We start from the raw sequence: 21,565 nt of genomic DNA on the forward strand, positions 1-21,565 counted from the left end.
TTACTTATCCGGTATCGTTTGTTTTCATTCCCCAATCCGGCCGATCCGAGGAGAGGCGGCTGGATCGGGAGGTTACGATGCCAGCGGCAACGCTCGACGCTTTTCTGAACTCCTATCTCGGCGAGCCGGACGAACTGCGCTCCGCGGTCGTAACGACCGTCCGTCGGCTGACGCAGGCGGCCACCACGATCCGCAACACCATCAATCAAGGGGTACTCGGCACCGCCTTTGCGGGAACCCGTGGCGCCAATGCTGACGGCGATGTTCAGAAGGATCTCGATGTCTTCGCCGACGACATCTTTCTCGATGCCATGCGCCACGCTCCGGTCGCGCTCTACGCTTCCGAGGAACTGGACCAGCCAGTGCTTCTCGACAGGCAAGCGCCTCTTGCCATCGCCATCGACCCGCTCGACGGCTCTTCCAACATCGACACCAACGTGTCGATTGGAACGATCTTCTCGCTTCTCCCTGCAACTGGCGCGCCGGATGGGAATCCGGCCGCCTCATATTTGCAGGCAGGGGTGAACCAACTGGGCGCCGGGTTCTTCATCTACGGGCCGCAACTGGCGCTCGTTCTGTCTCTCGGCAGCGGCACGCACGTCTTCGTTCTCTCGGCCAGGCTCGGCACCTTCGTCCAGGCCTACGAGAGCCGGGTCATCCCCCAGCGTACCCAGGAGTTCGCCATCAACGCGGCCAACTACCGGCACTGGGATGAGGCGGTGCGGCTCTACATCGACGACTGCCTCGAAGGCACCGAAGGCCCCCGCGAGAAGGACTTCAACATGCGTTGGATCGCCTCCCTGGTCGCGGACTGCTACCGCATATTGATGCGGGGCGGCGTGTTCCTGTATCCGGGCGACAAGCGCAAGGGCTACAGGCAGGGGCGACTTCGCCTCGTCTATGAGGCAAACCCGATCGCCTATCTCGTCGAACAGGCGGGCGGTGCCGCCACCGATACGATCACCCGCACCCTCGAAATCGAACCCGAGAGCCTGCACCAGCGCGTGCCCATGGTTTTCGGATCGGCGCGGGAAGTCGCGCGCATCACCCGCTACCACACCGAGCCGAGCGCCATCGGCGAGCGCGCGCCGCTGTTCAGCCGCCGCGGCCTTTTCAGGGCCTAAAGACCATGTCGGCAAAGCACCCCATCATCACCATCACCGGGTCGTCGGGCGCGGGCACTACCTCTGTCAAGCGCATCTTCGAACTGATCTTCCGGCGCGAGAACATCGGGGCCGCCTTCATCGAAGGCGATGCTTTCCATCGCTACGACCGCGCCACGATGAAGGCGAAGGTGGCCGAGGAGGAAAAGGCGGGCAATCCGAACTTCACCCACTTCCACGCCGAGGCCAATGAACTGGCAATCCTCGAAGAGGTATTCGAGGAATATGGCCGCCGGGGAACCGGAAAGACCCGCACATACATCCATGACGAGGATGAGGAGAAGCAGTACGGCACGCCGCCGGGACATTTCACCGAATGGCGCGAATTTCCGCCGAGCGACCTGCTCTTCTACGAGGGCCTGCATGGCTGCGTCGTCACTGACAAGATCAACCTGGCCAGGCACGCGGACCTCAAGATCGGCGTGGTGCCGGTCATAAATCTCGAATGGATCCAGAAGATCCATCGCGACCGCGCAACGCGCGGCTATTCCACCGAGGCGGTGATGGACGTGATCCTGCGCCGCATGCCGGACTATGTCCGCTACATCGTCCCGCAGTTTTCGCAGACCGCCATCAACTTCCAGCGCGTGCCGATCGTCGACACGTCCAATCCATTCATCGCGCGCTGGATTCCGACGCCCGACGAATCGATGCTGGTTATCCGCTTCGCCAATCCCCGCGGCATCGATTTCCCCTACCTGCTTTCGATGATCCACGACTCGTTCATGTCGCGGCCGAATTCCATAGTGGTGCCCGGCAACAAGCTCGACCTCGCCATGCAGCTGATCCTGACGCCGCTCATCCTGCAATTGATCGAACGCAAGAACCGTGTGTCGTGAGGAGGACGCCATGAACAGCCAAGCAGCAGCACTGAAGCCCGTCGCCGCCGTGTTGGAGCGCGATATGGCGAACGCCATTCGCGCATTGGCGATGGACAGCGTCCAAAAGGCCAATTCCGGTCATCCGGGCATGCCGATGGGCATGGCCGATGTCGCGACGGTGCTGTTCAGCCGCTTCATCAATATCGATCCGTCGATGCCGGACTGGCCCGATCGCGACCGCTTCGTGCTTTCGGCCGGGCACGGCTCGATGCTGCAATATGCGCTGCATTACCTGCTCGGCTACGAGGACATGCCGATCGAGGAGTTGCAGCGGTTTCGCCAGCTAGGCAGCCGCACCGCCGGACATCCGGAGTATGGCCATGCGCTTGGCATCGAGACGACGACCGGTCCGCTTGGACAAGGCATTTCCACAGCGGTCGGCATGGCGCTGGCGGAGCGCATGCTTGCTGCCCGCCACGGCGCCGATCTCGTCGACCATTTCACCTACGCGATCGCCGGCGACGGCTGCCTGCAGGAAGGCATCAGCCACGAGGCGATCGATCTTGCCGGTCACCTGAAGCTGTCCCGGCTGATCGTCTTTTGGGACGACAATGCGATCTCGATCGACGGACCGACGTCGCTGTCGACATCGATGGACCAGCCGGCCCGGTTCAAAGCCGCTGGATGGCATGTCCAATCGGTGGACGGCCACGACATGGAAGCTGTCGCTGCGGCAATCGAAGCAGCACAGCAGTCGGATCGGCCGTCCCTGATCGCCTGCCGCACGGTGATCGGCAAGGGCGCGCCCAATCTGGGCGGCTCGGAGAAGACGCATGGCGCGCCGCTCGGCGATGCCGAGATCGCCGCGACGCGCGAAAACATCGGCTGGGCCTACGCGCCGTTCGAGGTGCCGGACGACATCCTTTTCACCTGGCGCGAAATTGCCGAGCGCGGGCAAGCCGCACGCCGCGCCTGGGAGCAGCGGCTTGCCGCCTCGCCGCGGCGCCAGGCCTTTGAGAGCGCGGTCGCCGGCAACCTGCCCGGCGCGGTCTTCGAAGCGCTCGGCGCTTTCCGCAAGGAGCATGTCGAGAAGGCGACCAAGGTTGCAACGCGAAAAGCCTCCGAAATGGCGCTCGGCGCCATCAACGCCGCAACCGACCTGACCGTCGGCGGCTCCGCTGATCTGACGCATTCGAACCTGACGATCACCAAGGGCATGGATCGCATAGCGCCTGATGACTATGCCGGCCGCTACATTCACTATGGCATCCGCGAGCACGGCATGGCCGCGGCCATGAATGGCATCGCACTGCATGGCGGCTTCGTGCCTTATGGCGGCACGTTCCTGTGCTTCGCTGACTATGCGCGCGGCGCGATGCGGCTCTCGGCGCTCATGGGCCAGCGCATCATCTATGTGATGACGCATGATTCCATCGGTCTCGGCGAGGACGGCCCGACCCACCAGCCGGTCGAGCACCTGGCAATGCTGCGGGCCACGCCGAACCTCAACGTCTTCCGTCCGGCCGACATCATCGAAACGGCGGAGTGCTGGGAACTGGCCCTGAAGAGCGAGAACCGGCCGAGCGTGCTGGTGCTCTCCCGCCAGAACCTGCCGATGCTGCGCCAGACAGACAGCGACGAGAACCGGTCGAGCCAGGGCGCCTACATCCTGCGCGAGCCGCCCGAGCACCGCGCCGTGACGCTGATCGCCACCGGCTCGGAGGTCGAGATTGCCGTTGCCGCCGCTGAACGGCTGGAGACCGAGCACGGCATCGCCGCCGCGGTCGTCTCGATGCCGTGCTGGGAGCTTTTCGAGGAACAGGATGCGGACTACCGGAAGTCCGTCCTCGGTTCGGCGCCGCGCATTGCCGTCGAAGCCGCAGCACGGCTCGGCTGGGACCGCTGGATCGGCGACACCGGCACTTTCGTCGGCATGGCCGGTTTCGGCGCCAGCGCCCCTGCCCCGGATCTCTACCGGCATTTCGACATCACGCCCGAAGCCATCGCAGCAGCGGCGCTGAAGCTCATCATCTAGGAGGACGACCATGGCCCGCATCACCCTTCGCCAGCTTCTCGACCACGCCGCCGAGCACGGCTACGGGGTGCCGGCATTCAACATCAACAACATGGAACAGGGCCTCGCCATCATGGAGGCCGCCATGGCCTGTGATGCGCCGGTCATCATCCAGGCCTCGCGCGGCGCCCGTTCCTATGCCAATGACATCATGCTGGCCAAGATGATGGAGGCGTTGACCGAAATCCATCCGGCCATTCCGCTATGCATCCATCAGGATCACGGCAACAACGAAGCCACCTGCCTGTCGGCGATCCGCCACGGCTTCACCTCGGTGATGATGGACGGGTCGCTGATGGCGGACGCCAAGACCCCGGCGAGCTACGAGTACAACGTCGCCATCACCGAACGTGTCGCACGCATGGCGCATTGGGTCGGCGCTTCGGTCGAAGGCGAGCTCGGCGTGCTCGGCTCGCTGGAAACCGGCCAGGGCGAGGCCGAGGACGGGCACGGCGCCGAAGGTGCGCTTTCCCACGACCAGCTTTTGACCGATCCCGATCAGGCGGTCGACTTCGTGACCGCCACCCGGGTCGACGCGCTGGCGATCGCCTGCGGTACCTCACACGGCGCCTACAAATTCAGCCGCAAGCCCGACGGCGGCATCCTGGCCATGCAGGTGATCGAGGCGATCCACGAAAAGCTGCCCAATACGCATCTGGTCATGCACGGCTCTTCCTCCGTGCCGCAGGAACTGCAGGATATCATCAACAACTATGGCGGCGAGATGCCCCAGACCTTTGGCGTCCCGGTCGAGGAAATCGAGCGCGGCATCCGCTACGGCGTGCGCAAGGTCAACATCGACACCGATTGCCGAATGGCCATGGCCGGGCAGTTCCGCCGCGTCGCGACGGAGGACCCGCGCGAATTCGATCCGCGAAAATTCCTGAAACCCGCCATGGACGCCCTGCGCGACCTTTGCCGCGATCGTTTCGAACGCTTCGGCACCGCAGGCCATGCGTCGAAGATCAGGGTGATCGCGATGGATGAGATGGCGAAACGTTACGCCGCGGGAAAGCTAGACCCCCATATCGCAACCGCGAAAGCCGCCTGAGCGGCAAACAGGAGACCTGCCATGAACAAGATCGACATGCCCTCAGCAGGCACGCTCAAGGAAGGCAAGGAACGCTACCGGTCGGGCGTCATCCCCTACAAGAAGATGGGCTACTGGGAGCCGGACTACCGGCCCAAGGAGACCGACCTGATCGCCATGTTTCGGATCACGCCGCAGCCCGGGGTCGACCACGAGGAGGCGGCCGCCGCCATCGCCGGTGAATCCTCTACCGCGACATGGACCGTGGTGTGGACCGACAGGCTGACCGCCTGCGAGCTCTACCGCGCCAAGGCGTTCAAATCCGAGCCGGTGCCGAACACAGGTCCAGGCACCAGGATCGAGCAGCAGTACTTCGCCTATATTGCCTACGACCTCGACCTGTTCGAGCCAGGCTCCATCGCCAACCTGACTGCATCGATCATCGGCAACGTGTTCGGCTTCAAGGCCGTCAAGGCCTTGCGGCTCGAGGACATGCGCATCCCGGTGGCTTACCTCAAGACATTCCAGGGCCCGGCGACCGGCATCGTGGTGGAACGCGAGCGGCTCGACAAGTTCGGCCGGCCGCTGCTCGGCGCGACGACGAAGCCGAAGCTTGGCCTGTCAGGCCGCAACTACGGCCGCGTCGTCTACGAGGCGCTGAAGGGTGGCCTCGACTTCGTCAAGGACGACGAGAACATCAACTCGCAGCCCTTCATGCACTGGCGCGACCGTTTCCTCTACTGCATGGAGGCTGTGAACAAGGCGTCGGCCGCCACCGGCGAAGTCAAGGGCCATTATCTCAACGTCACCGCCGGCACGATGGAGGAGATGTACGAGCGCGCCGAATTTGCAAAACAGCTTGGCTCCTGCATCGTCATGATCGACCTCGTCATTGGCTATACGGCGATCCAGTCGATGGCCAAGTGGGCACGCCGCAACGACATGATCCTGCACCTGCACCGGGCCGGCAACTCGACCTATTCGCGCCAGAAGAACCACGGCATGAATTTTCGCGTCATCTGCAAATGGATGCGGATGGCCGGCGTCGATCACATCCATGCCGGCACGGTGGTCGGCAAGCTGGAAGGCGACCCGCTGATGATCAAGGGGTTTTATGACACGCTGCGCGAGGAGCGCACGCCGCAGAACCTCGAAACCGGGCTGTTCTTCGATCAGGACTGGGCCTCGCTCAACAAGGTGATGCCTGTCGCCTCCGGTGGCATCCATGCCGGCCAGATGCACCAGTTGATCCATTATCTCGGCGAGGACGTTATCCTGCAGTTCGGCGGCGGCACGATCGGCCATCCGGACGGCATCCAGGCCGGCGCGACGGCCAATCGCGTCGCGTTGGAGGCGATGATCCTCGCCCGCAACGAGGGCCGCGACTATCTGCGCGAAGGGACCAAAATCCTCGAACAGGCGGCCAGATGGTGCACGCCGCTGAAGGCGGCCCTGGAGACCTGGAAGGACGTCACCTTCAACTACGAATCGACCGACACGGCCGACTTCGTGCCAACCGCAACGCCCAGCTTCTAGCCGAAAAGGAACCGTCGCCATGATGACCAATCCCGGAAACAAGGTCACGCAGGGACAGTTTTCGTTCCTGCCCGACCTCACCGATGAGCAGATTTCGGCGCAGATCAAATACGCGCTGAAAAACCACTGGGCGGTCAGCGTCGAATACACCGACGATCCGCATCCGCGAAACACCTATTGGGAAATGTACGGCAACCCGATGTTCGACCTGAGGGACCCGGCGGGCATCCTGCTTGAAGTCAACAATTGCCGGAAAGCCATGCCCAACATGTATGTCCGGGTCACCGCCTTCGATTCGACCAAGGGCTGGGAAGCGCCGCGCATGTCGTTCATCGTCAACCGGCCGCCCAATGAACCCGGGTTCCGGTTGCTGCGCCAGGAGCGTGACGGGCGCAGCCAGGGCTATTCGATCGTGCCTTATGCGACCGACAGGCCCGAAGGCGAGCGGAGCTAGGCGAAACCATGCTGGACGCGATAGCAAAGGGCGCTGCCGCGCAGGGCGAATCGATGGATCTGCAGGCCGAGTTCGAGGCATCCAACATCAACGAGGTGATGGAAAAGCTCGACCGCGAACTCGTTGGCCTGAAACCTGTCAAGAACCGCATCCGCGAGATCGCCGCGCTGCTCCTGGTCGACCGGCTTCGCCGCAAGTTCGGCCTGACCTCGGGCGCGCCGACGCTGCACATGAACTTTACGGGAAATCCCGGTACCGGAAAGACCACCGTGGCGCTCAGAATGGCAGAAATCCTGCATCGTCTCGGCTATGTCCGCGAAGGGCACATGGTCGCGGTGACGCGCGACGATCTCGTCGGCCAGTATGTGGGCCACACCGCGCCCAAAACCCGCGACGTGATCAAGCGCGCCATGGGCGGCGTGCTTTTCATCGACGAGGCCTACTATCTCTACAAGCCCGAGAACGAACGCGACTACGGCCAGGAATCGATCGAAATCCTGCTGCAATGCATGGAAAACAACCGTGACGATCTGGTTGTGATTCTTGCCGGCTACAAGGACAAGATGGACCGTTTCTTCGACAGCAATCCCGGCATGCGCTCGCGCATCGCCCATCACCTCGATTTTCCCGACTACGGCGTCAGCGAACTCAAATCAATCGCCGAGATCATGCTGGCGGAACAGAATTACCGTCTCAGCGAAGCGGCGGCCAAGGCGCTCGAAGAGTATCTCCCGATCCGCATGCGGCTGCCGCATTTCTCCAACGCCCGCTCGGTCCGCAATAGCCTCGACCGGGCGCGGCTTCGCCAGGCCAGCCGGCTTTTCGCATCGCGCGACCGGGCATTGACGAAAACCGACCTTATCACCATCGAGGAATCCGACATTCGCGGCAGTCGCGTATTCGCGGAAGGTAAGCTCGAAGGCGAACCGGAGACGAAGGCGCGCTGACAAGACGACGCCGGTTGGTGTGCAGCGACCGGAAACGGACGACAGAATGGGAGCCGACGACCATGGATACCAAGACAATCATCGCGCCCTCGGTGCTTTCCGCGGACTTCTCGCGGCTCGGCGACGAGGTCGAAACGGTCGTCCGGGCGGGTGCCGATTGGATCCATCTCGATGTGATGGATGGCCATTTCGTGCCCAACATCACCTTCGGTCCGCCGGTGATCAAGGCGATCCGTAATCGAACGGACAAGGTCTTCGACTGCCACCTGATGATCGCGCCGGCCGACGCCTATCTCGGCGCCTTCGCCGATGCCGGCTGCGACATCATTACTGTGCATGCGGAGGCCGGACCGCATCTCGACCGTTCGCTGCAGGCAATCAGAAATCTCGGCAAGAAGGCCGGCGTGTCGCTGAACCCCTCGACGCCGGAAAGCGTCATCGAATATGTGCTCGACCGGCTCGATCTGGTGCTTCTGATGACGGTCAATCCAGGCTTCGGCGGCCAGGACTTCATTGCGGCGGTCGTCGACAAGGTCAGGCGGGTCAAGGCCCTAGTCGGCCATCGTCCGATCGACATAGAGATCGACGGCGGCGTCACGCCCGAAACCGCTCCGCTGGTTACCGCGGCCGGCGCCAATGTGCTGGTCGCCGGCTCGGCCATCTTTAAGGGCGACACCGAGGCGGCCTATCGTGCCAATATCGGCGCAATCAGGCAGGCGGCCGACGGGGCGATCCGGAAAGCGGCGTAAACCGTTTCATCGGAGGGCAAATATGGCGGCAATTCCACCTGTCTGCGATTTCGGCTGGCGAGCCATCGACGCCGTTTTGCCTGGCGTCGACGGCACATCGCATTTGATCTTAAGCCACGCCGGCCCGAATGGGTTGGTGGTGGCCTTCATCTGCAACCACTGCCCCTATGTGAGGGCGGTGATTTCACGCATGGTGCGCGACGCCAACGACCTCAAGGCCGAAGGCATCGGCTTTGTCGCGATCAACTCAAACGATGCCGGGGCCTATCCGGATGATTCCTTCGACAATATGAAGCTTTTCGCCAAGACGAACGGCTTCACTTTCCCGTACCTCTACGACGAGAGCCAGACGGTGGCGCGTGCCTACGGAGCCGTTTGCACCCCGGATTTCTTCGGGCTCAACAGCGAGTTGACACTGCAATATCGCGGCCGGCTGGACGCGTCGCGACGCGACGCCGCATCGCCCGGGCTGAGGCGCGACCTGTTCGAGGCGATGAAGCAGGTTGCCCGAACCGGCGATGGACCGCTTGACCAGATCGCTTCGATCGGCTGTTCGATCAAGTGGAAGGATGCTGCATGAACGTCGGCGCAGGCAGGCCGTTTCGATCGCCCAAGGCGATCCTGTTCGATCTCGACGGCACACTGGTCGATTCGGCGCCTGATATAGCGGCCGCCGTCAACGAATTGCTGGCCGGACGCGATCTGCCGCCGCTGCGGCTGGATCAGGTCAAGGCCATGATCGGCGGCGGCATCAGGAAACTGGTCGAACGAGCCTTCGCGGCTTCCGGCACGCCGCTCCTCGGCAGCGCGCTCGATGAGGCCAACCGCGTCATGGCGCCGATCTATCGCAGGCATCTGACCAGCCGCACGAGGCTGATGCCTGGCGTCAGGGAGATTCTCACGCACTTGCATTTGAGCGGAATAGCCATGGCCGTGGTGACCAACAAGCCGCAGCTGGCGGCTCGCGAAATCCTGCTGCATTTTCGGCTGACGGAATATCTCGGCGCGATCGTCGGCGGAGACGCGGTGACATACTTGAAACCGGCGCCAGACGCGCTGTTGCTGGCGCTCGACCAGCTTCAGGTCGAACCTCGTGACACGCTGATGGTCGGAGACAGCAGCGCCGACGTGGCCGCCGCCCGCGCCGCCGGCATGGCAGTCATTCTGCTGCGTGGCGGATACAGCCAAATTCCCGTTGAAGAGCTTGGCGCCGACCTCGTTTGCGACAGCCTGTTCGATATGCCCTCCGCGATGCAGAGGCTGCAAGACGCTGCGTGACCCCAAGCGCAAGGCCCAGGCCAACGCCGGCCGGGCGCAGTCAAAATGGCCGGCGGAAGAGCCGCGTTATTTGGAGAATTGCTTCAGGTAGGCAATGACATTGGCGATGTCCTCGTCTTTCTTGAGGCCGACAAACGCCATCTTCGTTCCTTTGACCATCGCTTTCGGATCGTGAAGGTAGGTGGTCAGCGTGGCCTCATCCCATTTGACGCCGGACTTGCCGGCCTCGGTCATCGCCTTGGAATAGCTGAACCCCGGATGCGTCCCGGCCGTTCGGCCGATGACGCCGTTCAAGGACGGACCGATCTTGTTCTGGTCCTTGTCTGCCACGTGGCAAACCTTGCATTTTGCGAAGACCTTCTCACCCGCCGCGGCATCCTGTGCCTGAGACTGGGTAGTGACAAAGGTGGCGACGGACACGGCGGCGAAAAATGCGACTGCGCGCATGGCATTTCCTCATTGATCGTGTGAGTGCCCCGGACAATTTACGCGTGTCGATGCCTTGACCGCCGGCATCCGCTTTTACGCGGGAGAGCAAACGTTCGTCCTTCCTCCCCGGACTGGCAACACCTGCACGCCTCGAAAAGCTAGACTGCCGATGACGGAAGTCAATCGTACAAAGGTCCTGTTTCGTTTCCCGACTGCGCGAAGGGGAAGTGCGTAGCGACACGCGGTTCACATTATTGACGCCTATTGGCCGAACGCGTAGCCTGACTCCAACCGGTTTGCTGTTTGGGCACCTTCAGGAATCCGCTGCAACTCCAAAGCACGAACTCTGGAGAGTTCGCCACGCAGGCGACGACAAGTGCCAAATGGACATGGTCGATCTCATATTAACGGTGTGCCTTAGCGCCAATCCGGGCAATTGCCGAGATGAACATGTCTATTTCGAGAGCCGCGGCCCTCTGTTCCAATGCATGTTCCTGGCGCCCGCTGAGACGCAAAATGGTCTCAAGAACATCCGAGGCTCAAGGTCGTGCGCTGGAAATGTGCCTTTCCGAGCAAGGAACGAGCGATTTGATCGGCATTCCTGGTTCGCATGTTCGACGTAAGATTGCCGCGGCAACATCGCAGTCCACAGGTGATGGGCGACCTTTTGCGGTCGTTCCAGCAAAAATTTCCGGGTGTGGCCTGATCGCCTTACCGATCGGAATGCATATCGGGAGAGCCATGCCGATCGACAGGGTACGACGCAAGCTTCTGAACGGCTTCGCATGCACCGCGGTTAGCGCCGCGATGCTGCCTTGTTGCCTCGGGCGGGCCGCCCTCGCCGCTGCCGGCGACCTTGAGTTCAAGATCAGGAAAGTCGCCCACAACGTCTTTGCTTTCCAGGGCGTGGATGAATTGATCACGGCGGATGGCAAAGGCGAAATCCGTGTCGAGGCGACAGACACGGATGGCATGGTATTTCGCGGCCATTGGCCGATGGAAACAGCAGGACTGTGAGGCGCTCGGCCACGCGTGCCTGTTCCGCCTGACTAAAAGCAACGTATGTCAGCTTCCGCCTGCGCGCGTTTCAGTTCCGTGCGCGCCGCCTTCGCTGGCGCGCTTTCGCGAAACAACCCTGCCGCCTCCCCTGTCGTCAACGACATGCTTTTGAAGGTCTCCGCTCTCTCATAGTGATCATAAGGAACAATCGAGGCGATAACATCGATCGAGCAGGAACAGCTTTCAAGCGCCTGACGTGTCTGGCCATTTGTTTGCATGCAGCCGAGCACGTAGTCGGCAATCGTTGCCGTCGGGTAGTCTCCCGCGGCCTTGGCCGAGTTCGCAAAGGCCAGCGCCGCAAAGGCCAGCGGCAAGGTGAGAGATCCAACAGACCTTATCATGCGAACCTCCAGTTGGCCTGGACACCATGCATCCAGACGGGATCATCGCGCCAATTGGCGACGTGCCGCAAAGCCAGTCAAGCTCCCATGGCCTGCGTATAGGACCAAAGGAGGAATGCCCTATCGGCCGACAGGAGCCGACTTCATGACCCGCTGTGCACCCCCGTTCACCCGTTCATTTCATGCTTCGCCCACTATCGGCAGGCAGCGAGATGCACGCATACTTACTCCGAGGTGCCTCGTAGAATATAGCGAAATAAAGTTAAATGTGTATCACCTTGAGAATACGGGAACAATATGGTTGCTATATATGTCGCGGCTGGACGCTCATCTGCTTAATAGTTTTTCACAAGACGGTTCTTTTAATTGTTTCTGAATATTGCACCGCACCATAATCGATATTGCAGCGCAATGATGCATTGTAGGTTTTTGCTTGCCTGGCCTTTTGCGATGACATAGCTTTTTCCTGTTTCCGGCTTCAAGAGCGCCACCGTCATCAGGGAGCGGCGGCAGTCTTTCGAAGACCAAGGGGGCGGGCGGTAACGGTGCCCTCTGCTTCGGGGTAGGTCGTGACAGCTGCCGGAAAATAACTTCCCAACATGAATTGCTTGGGCAAGCCCTTGTGGGGCTTGACGGTCGATTCTTCACTGTGAACCCGGGAGGATTTTGGATGCGTGTACTTGCGAAAACTACCTACATTCTGACGACCGCGGCGTTTTTATCGCTCGGCGCTGCCTATACGGCTTCGGCCAATGAAGACCTTGCAAAGCTCGCATCAGATGCGAAGAACTGGGCGATGCAGACGGGTGACTACGCTAACACCCGCTATTCGAAACTCAACCAGATCACTGCCGACAATGTGAAAAACCTGCAGGTCAAATGGAGCTTTTCCACCGGCGTGCTGCGCGGTCACGAAGGGGGGCCGCTGGTCATCGGCGATGTGATGTATGTCCACACGCCTTTCCCAAACAACGTCTATGCTCTGGACCTCAAGAACGACGGGAAGATCCTCTGGAAATACGAGCCCAAGCAGGACTCGAACGTCATTCCGATCATGTGCTGCGACACGGTCAATCGCGGTGTCGCCTTTGGCGATGGCAAGATCATTCTCAACCAGGCCGACACCACCGTCGTCGCGCTCGATGCCAAGACCGGCAAGGTCGTGTGGTCTGTCAAGAACGGCGACCAGACCGACGGCGGAAAGGGCGAATCCGGCACGTCGGCACCCGTAGTCATCAAGGACAAGGTGCTCGTGGGCGTCTCCGGTGCTGAATTCGGTGTTCGCGGCTGGCTGGCCGCCTACAATCTGAAAGACGGCAAGCTCGCCTGGAAAGCCTATTCGGAAGGTCCTGATGCAGACACCCTTCTCGATCCTGAGAAGACGACCCATCTCGGCAAGCCTGTCGGAAAGGATTCCGGCACGAACACCTGGGAAGGCGAACAGTGGAAGACAGGCGGCGGCACGACATGGGGATGGTATTCCTATGATCCCAAGCTGAACCTGGTTTACTACGGTACCGGCAATCCCTCGACGTGGAACCCGGTCCAGCGCCCCGGCGACAATCGCTGGTCCATGACAATCATGGCTCGCGATGCGGATACCGGTGTTGCCAAATGGCTCTACCAAATGACCCCGCATGACGAGTGGGACTATGACGGCATCAACGAGATGATTCTCGTCGATGGCATGGAGGTCAACGGCGCCAAGCACGACGTGCTGGTGCATTTCGACCGCAACGGCTTTGCCTACACCATGGATCGCGCCACCGGCGAGCTTCTCGTCGCCAAGAAATACGATCCGGCGGTGAACTGGGCGACGGAAGTCAACATGGACCCCAAGAGCGACCAGTATGGCCGCCCGCAGGTCGTCGCCAAGTATTCGACCCAGCAGAACGGCGAAGACACCAACTCGACCGGTATCTGCCCGGCCGCGCTTGGAACCAAGGACCAGCAGCCGGCCGCCTACTCGCCGAAGACCGGGTTGTTCTACGTGCCGACCAACCATGTCTGCATGGACTATGAGCCTTACAAAGTGAGCTACACCGCCGGTCAGCCCTATGTGGGCGCCACCGTGTCGATGTATGCGGCGCCTGGCGGTGACGGCAACATGGGCAACTTCATTGCCTGGGATGCAGCCAAGGGTGAGATCGTCTGGTCGAAGCCCGAGCAGTTCTCGGTGTGGTCGGGGGCGTTGGCGACCGATGGCGACGTCGTCTTCTACGGTACCCTCGAAGGTTACATCAAGGCGGTCGATAAGGACGGCAAGGAACTGTACAAGTTCAAGACCCCGTCCGGCATCATCGGCAACATCACGACCTATGAACATGACGGCAAGCAGTACGTCGCCGTTCTGTCCGGCGTCGGTGGATGGGCCGGTATCGGTCTGGCAGGTGGGCTGCTTTCGCCCGATAACGCCGCTGCCTGGCATGGCGCCGTTGATCAGGGCCGTGCGCAGGGCGACCAGGGCGCAGTGGTTGGAACCGCCGGTCTGGGTGCTGTCGGCGGTTACGCTGCACTTGCCGACTACACGACGCTGGGCGGGCAGCTCACCGTCTTCGGCCTCCCGGACTGATAACCGGGAAGAGCCTTACGACTAGGTTCGAAAAACGAGAGCCCGGGTCACCCGAAGCCGGGAACCGGGCTCTCGATTGCGCCGCCCACCCAACACCGATCAATGCCGAGCACGACGGCAGCCAGTGTCCCTGGCAAATGAAGGAAGTGTCTGAATGATCGTTCGCATTGCAGTTTCCGCTCTCGCCCTGGTCCTGCTGCCTCTGGCCAGCTCAAGTCTGGCACGGGCCGAAGACAGCATGGAAAAAGCCAAGGCGGTGAAGCAAGAAGGAGGCAAATATTTAGATGCGGACGGAAATCCGACCTACAAGATCGAAAACGGAACCGTCGATTGGTACACCTTCAGCGGGTATCGCCGGTATCACTCAGATTGCCATGTCTGTCACGGACAGGACGCTACAGGTTCGAGCTATGCGCCTGCCCTGGCTAATAGCCTGAAGAACATGGATTACGCCACGTTCCTGTCGATCGTCGCCGAGGGCCGCAAGAATGTCGGCGGCGGCAAGGAAAACGTCATGCCTGCCTTTGGCGACAACAAGAACGTCTATTGTTACCTGGACGATCTCTACGTCTATCTGCGCGCGCGCGCCGATGGCGCGGCACCCCGCGGCAGGCCGCCCAAGCACGAAAACAAGGCTCAGGCAGCCAAGGATGCCGAAGCATCCTGCATGGGTGGATGATATGACCGGCTGCACTGCATCGAAGCTGCGCGTCGTTCTGCCGATCCTCGGCGCGCTCGCCTTGCTGCCGTCGAACGTCCTGGCGCAAAATGCCGGGCTTGGCGCTGCGGGCGAACTGGTCGATCCCGACATTCTGCGCGTCTGCGCCGATCCCTCGAACATGCCCTTTACCGACAAGAACGGCCAAGGCTTCGAAAACAAGCTGGCTGAACTGGTTGCCAAGAAGACGGGGCGGAAATCAGTCGCTTACACGTGGTTTCCCACTGTCACCGGCTTTGTGCGCAACACGCTGGGGGCCAACCGATGCGACATCATCATGGGCTACGCCCAAGGTGATGAACTGGTCCAGAACACCAATGCCTACTACCGCTCCGCCTATGTGCTCGTCTATCCGAAAGGCAACGGCATGGAAGGCGTCGAGACTATCGAAGATCCGAAACTTTCCGGCAAGAGAATCGGCGTCGTCGAAAGCACGCCGCCAACCGCCAACATGGCCGCCAACAAGCTTCTGCGGACCGCCAAGATCTACCCGCTGGCGGTGGATACGCGCGTCACCCCTTCCATGGGGGAGGTCATGATCAAGGACATGCTCGCCGGCAAGATCGACGCGGCGGTCCTGTGGGGCCCGATGGCGGGCTACTATGCCAGGGAACTCGGAGCCGACGTCACGATCGTTCCGCTGCTGAAGGAAAAAACCGGCTCGCGCATGTCTTACCGCATCACCATGGGCGTACGTCCGTCCGACCAGGAATGGAAGCGGACGCTCAACCGGGTGATCAGGGAAAACCAGACGGAGATCATCAAGATCCTGCTGGGTTACAACGTGCCGCTGATCGACGAGCATGACAATCCGATCACGCAATAGTTTGGGATGGGCCCGGCGGAGGCCAGAATGTGGCAGGCGATGAAAGGAAAGGAAGCGGTTTTGCTGCTCACGGTGGGCCCCCTGGGCATTATGGAGCCGGCATGGGCAGGCGGGGTTGACGAGCCCGCCGGCTACCGGCTGGACGAATACCGGGCACCCGTGCCTGAACACGCTGCGGCGTGCGACAGTGGTTACCACCGCGGAGGCGGAAGCGCTGTGGCGAGGGAAAAAGGCAGTCTTCTTCGACGTGATGCCGAACACGCCGAAGCCGACCAATCTGCCGGCAGGAACGATATGGAGAGACAAGGTCAGAAAGGACATTCCAGGCAGCATATGGCTGGCCAACGTGGGATACGGCGCTATTTCGGAGGAGACCGCCAACTACTTTCGCCACGGCCTGGCAGCCGCGGCCGGCACCGATAAATCGCGCGCGATTCTGTTCTATTGCATGACGAATTGCTGGATATCGTGGAATGCCGCGAAAACGGGCAGTCGAGTGGATCTGGTATCCGCTCGGCGCGGATGGCTGGGAAGGTGCAAGTCTTCCGCTGGAGGAGAAAAAACCCTAGGCGATGAACAATTGAAGGAAGACCACAGCTACTTTCGATCTTTTTTCGACTTTTAAAACCTACTGATTCATTTGTCCATTTTGAAACGTGATGGACGAGCCATTGCTTCGGTGCCCTGCAATGGTTGACTAACGACAGCATCGGCCCCTTCGGGCTGGTAGAAGAGGAGAAATGTTATGAAGAAGAGCTGGAAGAAACCGACCATGTGTCAGGTTGCTGCGGGCTTTGAAATTTCGCGGTATCTGCCTGCTGAAATTACTCCCAAGAAGTAGGCCGCAGAGGTGCGTGTCCCTGGCAACAGGGGCACGCATCCCCTTGCCGCATGGGATTTTCGTGAAAGAGTTTGAGGCACGCAAAGCGAGCGGGGCGTTTCTTGCGGCCGCAAATTGGCTGCTGGTCAGAGAAGCCGCGGGGCGGGCGTTTTCATGCGCTTAAAAATCATCGGATCGGCCGCTGGCGGCGGCTTCCCGCAATGGAACTGCAATTATCGTCTGAGCCGCGGGGCTCGCGCCGGGGTAGCTGGCGTGCATTCACGAACCCAATCAAGTGTCGCCGTATCGGCGGATGGACTCGGCTGGGTTCTGTTCAACGCCTCGCCCGACATTCGCCAGCAGATCGCGGCAACGCCTGAATTGCAACCCGCGCACGATGCGCCGCTGCGCTCGACACCTATTCGCGCGGTCGTGCTGACCAATGCCGATGTCGATCATGTCGTCGGCCTGCTCAGCCTGCGTGAGCGGCAGCCTTTCGCTATCTATGCAACGACACAGGTTCTGGCGACGCTGGAGGCGAATTCGATTTTCAATGTCCTCGATCCGGCGCTCGTGCCGCGACGCATCTTGCCGCCGGCGCAAGAACTGTCGATCTGCGATGCAGACGGCCACGACACAGGCATGGCTGTCGAGAGCTTTCCCGTCCCCGGGAAGATAGCCCTCTATCTCGAAGAAAGAGGCCAGCCGGATGCCAATTTCAGCTCCGATGCCGGCGACACGATCGGCGTTCGAATCGCCGGTGCCAGCAGTCGCGGCTCCGTCTTCTACATCCCCGGCTGCGCCCGCATCGATGCGACCCTGCGCACGCGTCTAGCCGATGCCGCATGCCTTCTGTTCGACGGCACGGTCTTCACCGACGACGAGATGATTGCTGCCGGCGTCGGCCAAAAGACCGGTGCGCGCATGGGGCATCTGGCGATGTCGGGAGACGCGGGGTCGATCGCCGGCTTGGCCGATGTGCGGATCGGCCGCCGTGTCTTCGTCCACATCAACAACACCAATCCTGTTCTGGACGAGAATTCTGCCGAGCATGCAGCAGTCGAAGCGGCTGGCTGGGAAGTGGCCTGCGACGGGATGGAGATGGAACTTTGAGTGATTTCCATGACGCAGCCAGCAACGGCCTGTCCTCCAGCGAGCTCGAAGCCGTGCTGCGGCAGGTCGGTGCCGAGCGCTATCACAACCGCCATCCTTTCCATCACAGGATGACCAGCGGTGCGCTGTCGAGGACCGAGATGCAGGCCTGGGCGCTGAACCGCTATTGCTATCAGGCTGTCATTCCGCGCAAGGACGCCATGATCCTCGCTCATGCCGAGGATCCGGCGTTTCGCGCCGCCTGGCGCAAACGCATCGAGGATCATGACGGCGAGGACGGCTGGAGCGGCGGTATTGCGCGCTGGTTGCACCTGGCGACCTCGCTCGGTCTCGATGCCGACACGGTGAAGAGCGAGAGGCTGGCCCTGCCGGCGACACGTTTCGCGGTTGGCGCTTACCTCTCGTTTTGCACGAACCGGACCCTGTTGGAGGCGGTCGCGTCGTCGCTGACCGAGATGTTCTCGCCGCTCATCATCGGGGAGCGGGTACCAGCGATGCTGGCCAGATACGATTATATCACCGAGGACACGCTGGCCTATTTCAGCCGACGGCCCGAACAGGCCTCGCGCGACGCCGACTTCGCGCTTGCCTATGTGCTCGAACATGCCGACACGGCGGAACGCCAGCAGCAGGCGATCGATGCACTGGTGTTCAAATGCGATATACTCTGGGCCATGCTCGACGCGCTTCAACACGCCTATGGCGAGCCGGGCAATATCCCGCCCGGCGCCTTCTGTCCGGAGGCAGCCCAATGATAGCACTGCGCGAAAGAGCCATGGTGTCGCCGCAGTCGGTTCCATCGCTTCCGAAGCACGTGCGCATACAGTACGACCCCGTGCGCCAGGCGTTCGCCGTGCTTTCGCCCGAAAAGGTGTTCTGGCCAAACGATATCAGCCTCGACATATTGCGCCGCTGCGATGGGCGGTCCACGGTCGGCCACATCATTGCCGGCCTTGCCGCAGATTATGACGCCGAACAGGAGGCTGTGGCGGCCGATGTCATCGCCTTCCTGCAGGAATGGTCGGACAAGCTGCTGGTGAAGCTATGAGCGAGCCCCCTCTCCCCCCGATCGGCATGCTGGCGGAACTGACGCATCGCTGCCCGCTGCAATGCCCCTATTGCTCCAATCCGCTCGAATTGCTGAAGGCCAATCGCGAACTCGACACGCAGAGCTGGCTCGACCTGTTCTCGCAGGCCGCCGATCTTGGCGTTCTCCAGGTGCATCTGTCCGGCGGTGAACCGACGCTGCGTCGCGATCTCGAGCAATTGATCGCCGGGCTTTCGGCCCGCGGCGTCTACACCAACCTGATCACCGCCGGCGTCGGCATTGCGGATGGCCGCATCGAGGCATTTGCCGAAGCCGGGCTCGACCATCTGCAACTGAGCTTTCAAGGCGCACGACCGGCGACCACCGAGCGCATCGGCAATCACAGGGGCAGCCACGAAAAGAAGTTGGAAACGGCACGCCGCGCTCGCGCGGCCGGGTTGCCGCTTACCATCAACGCGCCGATCCATCGCCACAATATCGAGGAGGTACCGGAATTCATCGATCTGGCCCTTTCGCTGGGTGCGGAGCGCCTCGAGATCGCCAACGTGCAGTACGCCGGCTGGGCGCTGACCAATCGCGATCAACTGATGCCCGAGCGTGCTGCCGTCGACCGCCAGGCGGAAATCGTCGCGGCGGCGCGCGAACGGCTCACCGGCATCATGAACATCGATTTCGTCACGCCGGATTATTTCGCCATCTATCCCAAGCCGTGCATGGGCGGCTGGGCGCGCGACGCCTTCATGGTGACGCCGGACGGCACCGTACTGCCATGCCATGCCGCCCAAACCATCCCGTCGCTCAGCTTCGAGCGTTTTGGACCACGCGGCCTGGCTGCGATCTGGACTGATTCCCCGGCATTTAATGCGTTTCGAGGCACGGACTGGATGCAGGAGCCCTGCCGCAACTGTGAGCGGCGCGAGATCGACTGGGGCGGCTGCCGCTGCCAGGCGATGGCAATCGCCGGCGATGCCGCTGCGACGGACCCGGCTTGCGCGAAATCGCCGATCCATGCGCGCATGGCAATGCTGATCGACGAAGCCCAGCGCGCTGCGACAGTTCCTTCGAAGGACGAACCATTCGTCTACCGGCGTATCGGCGTTGTCACCGAGCCCGCCTGACTGCCGGCCTGTTACTATTGTCTTAGCCTCGTGAAAGCCGTTCGGCATGCCACGTCATATGGTCATGCATGAAGGTCGAAATGAAAAAGTAGGAGTGATCGTATTCGTCCTGCATCCGCAATTTCAACGGAATGCCGGCCTTGGAGCAGGCGTCTTCGAGCAGCCAAGGCCTGAGGCCCTCCTGGAGGAAACCGTCTGATGTTCCCTGATCGACCAGGAATTCCGGGAAACGTGATCCATCCTCGATGAGCGAAGTGGCATCGTAGCGCCGCCACGAGGCCTCATCCCGGCCGAGATATTTTTCGAAAGCCGGCTTCGACCAGCCGGCTGTGCTTGGCTGCACGATCGGCGCAAATGCCGAGCAACTCCTGAAACGCGCGGGATTTTTCAATGCGATCGTCAGCGCGCCATGACCGCCCATCGAATGGCCGAAGATCGACTGGCGCGCCATATCGGCGGGAAATTCGCGCCCGATCACGGCTGGCAGCTCCTCGACGATATAGGAATACATGCGATAGTTCTTGGCATACGGCTCTTGCGTCGCGTCGAGGTAAAAACCGGCGCCGCTGCCGAACTGCCAATTGTCCTTTTCATCCGGAATGTCGGCACCACGCGGGCTGGTGTCGGGACAGACGACGATCAAGCCAAGTTCGGCGGCAATACGTCTGTATTCGCCTTTTTCCATTACATTCGCATGGGTGCAGGTGAGTCCGGAGAGATACCACACCACCGGGCAACGCCTTTCCCGTGCCTGCGGAGGCACGAAAATGGCAAACGTCATTTCGCATGAGCAGCTCGTCGAGAGATGAGAGTAAACGTGCTGGGCGCCGCCATGCGACTTGGCAGTCGAGACGAGTTTCGGGTGCTCTGGCATATATTCTTCTCCGCCAATTTTTGACCGCCGACCATAGCCTCTACGACATCGGGGGCGATCGCGGCAACCTTGGTGGGCCGGCTGGCGCGCAGGGCTCTTGATCGGAGCCGGGGATGGCCTGCCTTCGCCGACCGTTTTGGCGCAGCAAGGCGCGAGAGGCCATTCGCTGGCGCAGCGTTGCCCAACGTCTTTCGCAAGCCATGCGGGCCAGGCTGGGCGATCGTTGGCGATGCTGGCTATAACAAGGACGCAGTCCCTGCGCAGGGCATCAGCGATGCTTCCGGGACGCCAAGCTCTGCGCAAATGCACTTGCCATGGCATTCGGCGGCGACGGCAGCTTCGAAGCGGCTATGGCAGACGAGCACGCACGCGTCATCGCGAGGGCTCGCAGCAAGCGCGCCAGAATACCGAGCAAGAACTGGTGAGCCAACGGCTATTCACGACCGTCGAAAGCCACGGACAGGCCCAAGGCAGTTGCTGCCTCGACGATCGCCTAGGTTAGCTCTTCGTCGGATGCGACCAGATAAGGGGCGGCTTGCCGTGCTGCGTTTAATGTCGCTGTGATCGAGATGGTGTCACCACGATCCTCCCTATT

Annotated in this window: 22 protein-coding genes; 19 read left to right on the plus strand and 3 right to left on the minus strand. The window is 61.4% G+C overall.

The features are described 5' to 3' along the window. The first annotated feature begins 77 nt into the window (after nucleotides 1-77). The 10 genes from RQ479_RS12035 to gph all read left to right on the plus strand — a co-directional run bounded on the left by RQ479_RS12035 (nucleotide 78) and on the right by gph (nucleotide 10,052). Nucleotides 78-1,124: a class 1 fructose-bisphosphatase gene (locus RQ479_RS12035; RefSeq protein ID WP_376705233.1), complete on the plus strand. Its 1,047-nt coding sequence runs from the start codon at nucleotides 78-80 to the stop codon at nucleotides 1,122-1,124. Between the two features lie 5 nt (nucleotides 1,125-1,129). Further along, nucleotides 1,130-2,002, plus strand: coding sequence for a phosphoribulokinase (locus RQ479_RS12040; RefSeq protein WP_023678839.1), 873 nt, complete (start codon nucleotides 1,130-1,132; stop codon nucleotides 2,000-2,002). Between the two features lie 10 nt (nucleotides 2,003-2,012). Next, a complete protein-coding gene (gene tkt / locus RQ479_RS12045) occupies nucleotides 2,013-4,019 on the plus strand; it encodes a transketolase (RefSeq protein WP_376705234.1) in 2,007 nt (668 codons plus the stop codon). A 10-nt stretch (nucleotides 4,020-4,029) separates the two neighbouring features. Continuing rightward, nucleotides 4,030-5,109 carry a class II fructose-bisphosphate aldolase gene (gene fba / locus RQ479_RS12050; RefSeq protein ID WP_376705235.1) on the plus strand — a complete coding sequence of 360 codons (1,080 nt, stop codon included), beginning with the start codon at nucleotides 4,030-4,032 and terminating at the stop codon, nucleotides 5,107-5,109. A gap of 21 nt (nucleotides 5,110-5,130) precedes the next feature. Further along, on the plus strand, nucleotides 5,131-6,624 hold the full coding sequence (locus RQ479_RS12055; RefSeq protein ID WP_376705236.1) for a ribulose-bisphosphate carboxylase large subunit: 1,494 nt from the start codon (nucleotides 5,131-5,133) through the stop codon (nucleotides 6,622-6,624). A gap of 19 nt (nucleotides 6,625-6,643) precedes the next feature. Further along, nucleotides 6,644-7,078, plus strand: coding sequence for a ribulose bisphosphate carboxylase small subunit (locus tag RQ479_RS12060; RefSeq protein WP_254819809.1), 435 nt, complete (start codon nucleotides 6,644-6,646; stop codon nucleotides 7,076-7,078). Between the two features lie 8 nt (nucleotides 7,079-7,086). Next, the gene (gene cbbX, locus RQ479_RS12065) at nucleotides 7,087-8,025 is read left to right on the plus strand and encodes a CbbX protein (protein WP_376705237.1); all 939 of its coding nucleotides are present in this window, start codon (nucleotides 7,087-7,089) and stop codon (nucleotides 8,023-8,025) included. 62 nt (nucleotides 8,026-8,087) lie between these two features. Next, on the plus strand, nucleotides 8,088-8,774 hold the full coding sequence (gene rpe / locus RQ479_RS12070) for a ribulose-phosphate 3-epimerase (protein ID WP_376705238.1): 687 nt from the start codon (nucleotides 8,088-8,090) through the stop codon (nucleotides 8,772-8,774). A gap of 22 nt (nucleotides 8,775-8,796) precedes the next feature. Next, nucleotides 8,797-9,354 carry a thioredoxin family protein gene (locus RQ479_RS12075; protein ID WP_376705239.1) on the plus strand — a complete coding sequence of 186 codons (558 nt, stop codon included), beginning with the start codon at nucleotides 8,797-8,799 and terminating at the stop codon, nucleotides 9,352-9,354. Then, nucleotides 9,351-10,052: a phosphoglycolate phosphatase gene (gph, locus tag RQ479_RS12080; RefSeq protein WP_376705240.1), complete on the plus strand. Its 702-nt coding sequence runs from the start codon at nucleotides 9,351-9,353 to the stop codon at nucleotides 10,050-10,052. Before RQ479_RS12075 ends, gph begins: the two co-directional genes overlap by 4 nt. Before the next feature lie 66 nt (nucleotides 10,053-10,118). Here the strand turns inward: gph and RQ479_RS12085 are convergent, their stop codons facing one another. Beyond that, nucleotides 10,119-10,499, minus strand: coding sequence for a cytochrome c family protein (locus RQ479_RS12085; protein ID WP_352516570.1), 381 nt, complete (start codon nucleotides 10,497-10,499; stop codon nucleotides 10,119-10,121). Between the two features lie 498 nt (nucleotides 10,500-10,997). Between RQ479_RS12085 and RQ479_RS12090 the strand changes: the two genes are divergently transcribed. Beyond that, nucleotides 10,998-11,498, plus strand: coding sequence for a hypothetical protein (locus RQ479_RS12090; RefSeq protein ID WP_376705241.1), 501 nt, complete (start codon nucleotides 10,998-11,000; stop codon nucleotides 11,496-11,498). Between the two features lie 32 nt (nucleotides 11,499-11,530). Here RQ479_RS12090 and RQ479_RS12095 read toward each other — a convergent pair whose 3' ends face one another. Further along, complete coding sequence (locus RQ479_RS12095) at nucleotides 11,531-11,881, minus strand: hypothetical protein (RefSeq protein WP_376705242.1); 351 nt, start codon at nucleotides 11,879-11,881, stop codon at nucleotides 11,531-11,533. 796 nt (nucleotides 11,882-12,677) lie between these two features. Here RQ479_RS12095 and RQ479_RS12100 point away from each other — a divergent pair. The 8 genes from RQ479_RS12100 to pqqE all read left to right on the plus strand — a co-directional run bounded on the left by RQ479_RS12100 (nucleotide 12,678) and on the right by pqqE (nucleotide 20,096). Beyond that, nucleotides 12,678-14,453, plus strand: coding sequence for a methanol/ethanol family PQQ-dependent dehydrogenase (locus tag RQ479_RS12100; RefSeq protein WP_376705917.1), 1,776 nt, complete (start codon nucleotides 12,678-12,680; stop codon nucleotides 14,451-14,453). Between the two features lie 238 nt (nucleotides 14,454-14,691). Further along, complete coding sequence (locus RQ479_RS12105) at nucleotides 14,692-15,132, plus strand: c-type cytochrome, methanol metabolism-related (protein WP_036239057.1); 441 nt, start codon at nucleotides 14,692-14,694, stop codon at nucleotides 15,130-15,132. A 1-nt stretch (nucleotide 15,133) separates the two neighbouring features. Further along, nucleotides 15,134-15,997 carry a substrate-binding domain-containing protein gene (locus RQ479_RS12110; protein WP_292654920.1) on the plus strand — a complete coding sequence of 288 codons (864 nt, stop codon included), beginning with the start codon at nucleotides 15,134-15,136 and terminating at the stop codon, nucleotides 15,995-15,997. A gap of 187 nt (nucleotides 15,998-16,184) precedes the next feature. Next, on the plus strand, nucleotides 16,185-16,622 hold the full coding sequence (locus RQ479_RS12115) for a hypothetical protein (RefSeq protein WP_376705243.1): 438 nt from the start codon (nucleotides 16,185-16,187) through the stop codon (nucleotides 16,620-16,622). 369 nt (nucleotides 16,623-16,991) lie between these two features. Next, nucleotides 16,992-17,930 (plus strand): pyrroloquinoline quinone biosynthesis protein PqqB, encoded by a 939-nt coding sequence (gene pqqB, locus RQ479_RS12120; protein ID WP_376705244.1) that lies wholly within the window; start codon nucleotides 16,992-16,994, stop codon nucleotides 17,928-17,930. Beyond that, nucleotides 17,927-18,685, plus strand: a complete 759-nt coding sequence (gene pqqC, locus RQ479_RS12125; RefSeq protein ID WP_376705245.1) for a pyrroloquinoline-quinone synthase PqqC — start codon at nucleotides 17,927-17,929, stop codon at nucleotides 18,683-18,685. Before pqqB ends, pqqC begins: the two co-directional genes overlap by 4 nt. Continuing rightward, nucleotides 18,682-18,978, plus strand: coding sequence for a pyrroloquinoline quinone biosynthesis peptide chaperone PqqD (gene pqqD, locus RQ479_RS12130; protein ID WP_352913610.1), 297 nt, complete (start codon nucleotides 18,682-18,684; stop codon nucleotides 18,976-18,978). Before pqqC ends, pqqD begins: the two co-directional genes overlap by 4 nt. Further along, entirely contained in the window at nucleotides 18,975-20,096 is a 1,122-nt protein-coding gene (pqqE, locus tag RQ479_RS12135) for a pyrroloquinoline quinone biosynthesis protein PqqE (RefSeq protein ID WP_376705246.1), read from the plus strand. The genes pqqD and pqqE overlap by 4 nt, the downstream gene beginning before the upstream one ends. Nucleotides 20,097-20,118: 22 nt before the next feature. Here pqqE and fghA read toward each other — a convergent pair whose 3' ends face one another. Continuing rightward, entirely contained in the window at nucleotides 20,119-20,970 is an 852-nt protein-coding gene (fghA, locus tag RQ479_RS12140; protein ID WP_376705247.1) for an S-formylglutathione hydrolase, read from the minus strand. Nucleotides 20,971-21,565: the final 595 nt, after the last annotated feature.

Origin of the sequence: Mesorhizobium sp. ISC25 (assembly GCF_042295465.1) — a bacterium.
In the GTDB taxonomy this organism is placed as follows: Bacteria; Pseudomonadota; Alphaproteobacteria; order Rhizobiales; family Rhizobiaceae; genus Mesorhizobium.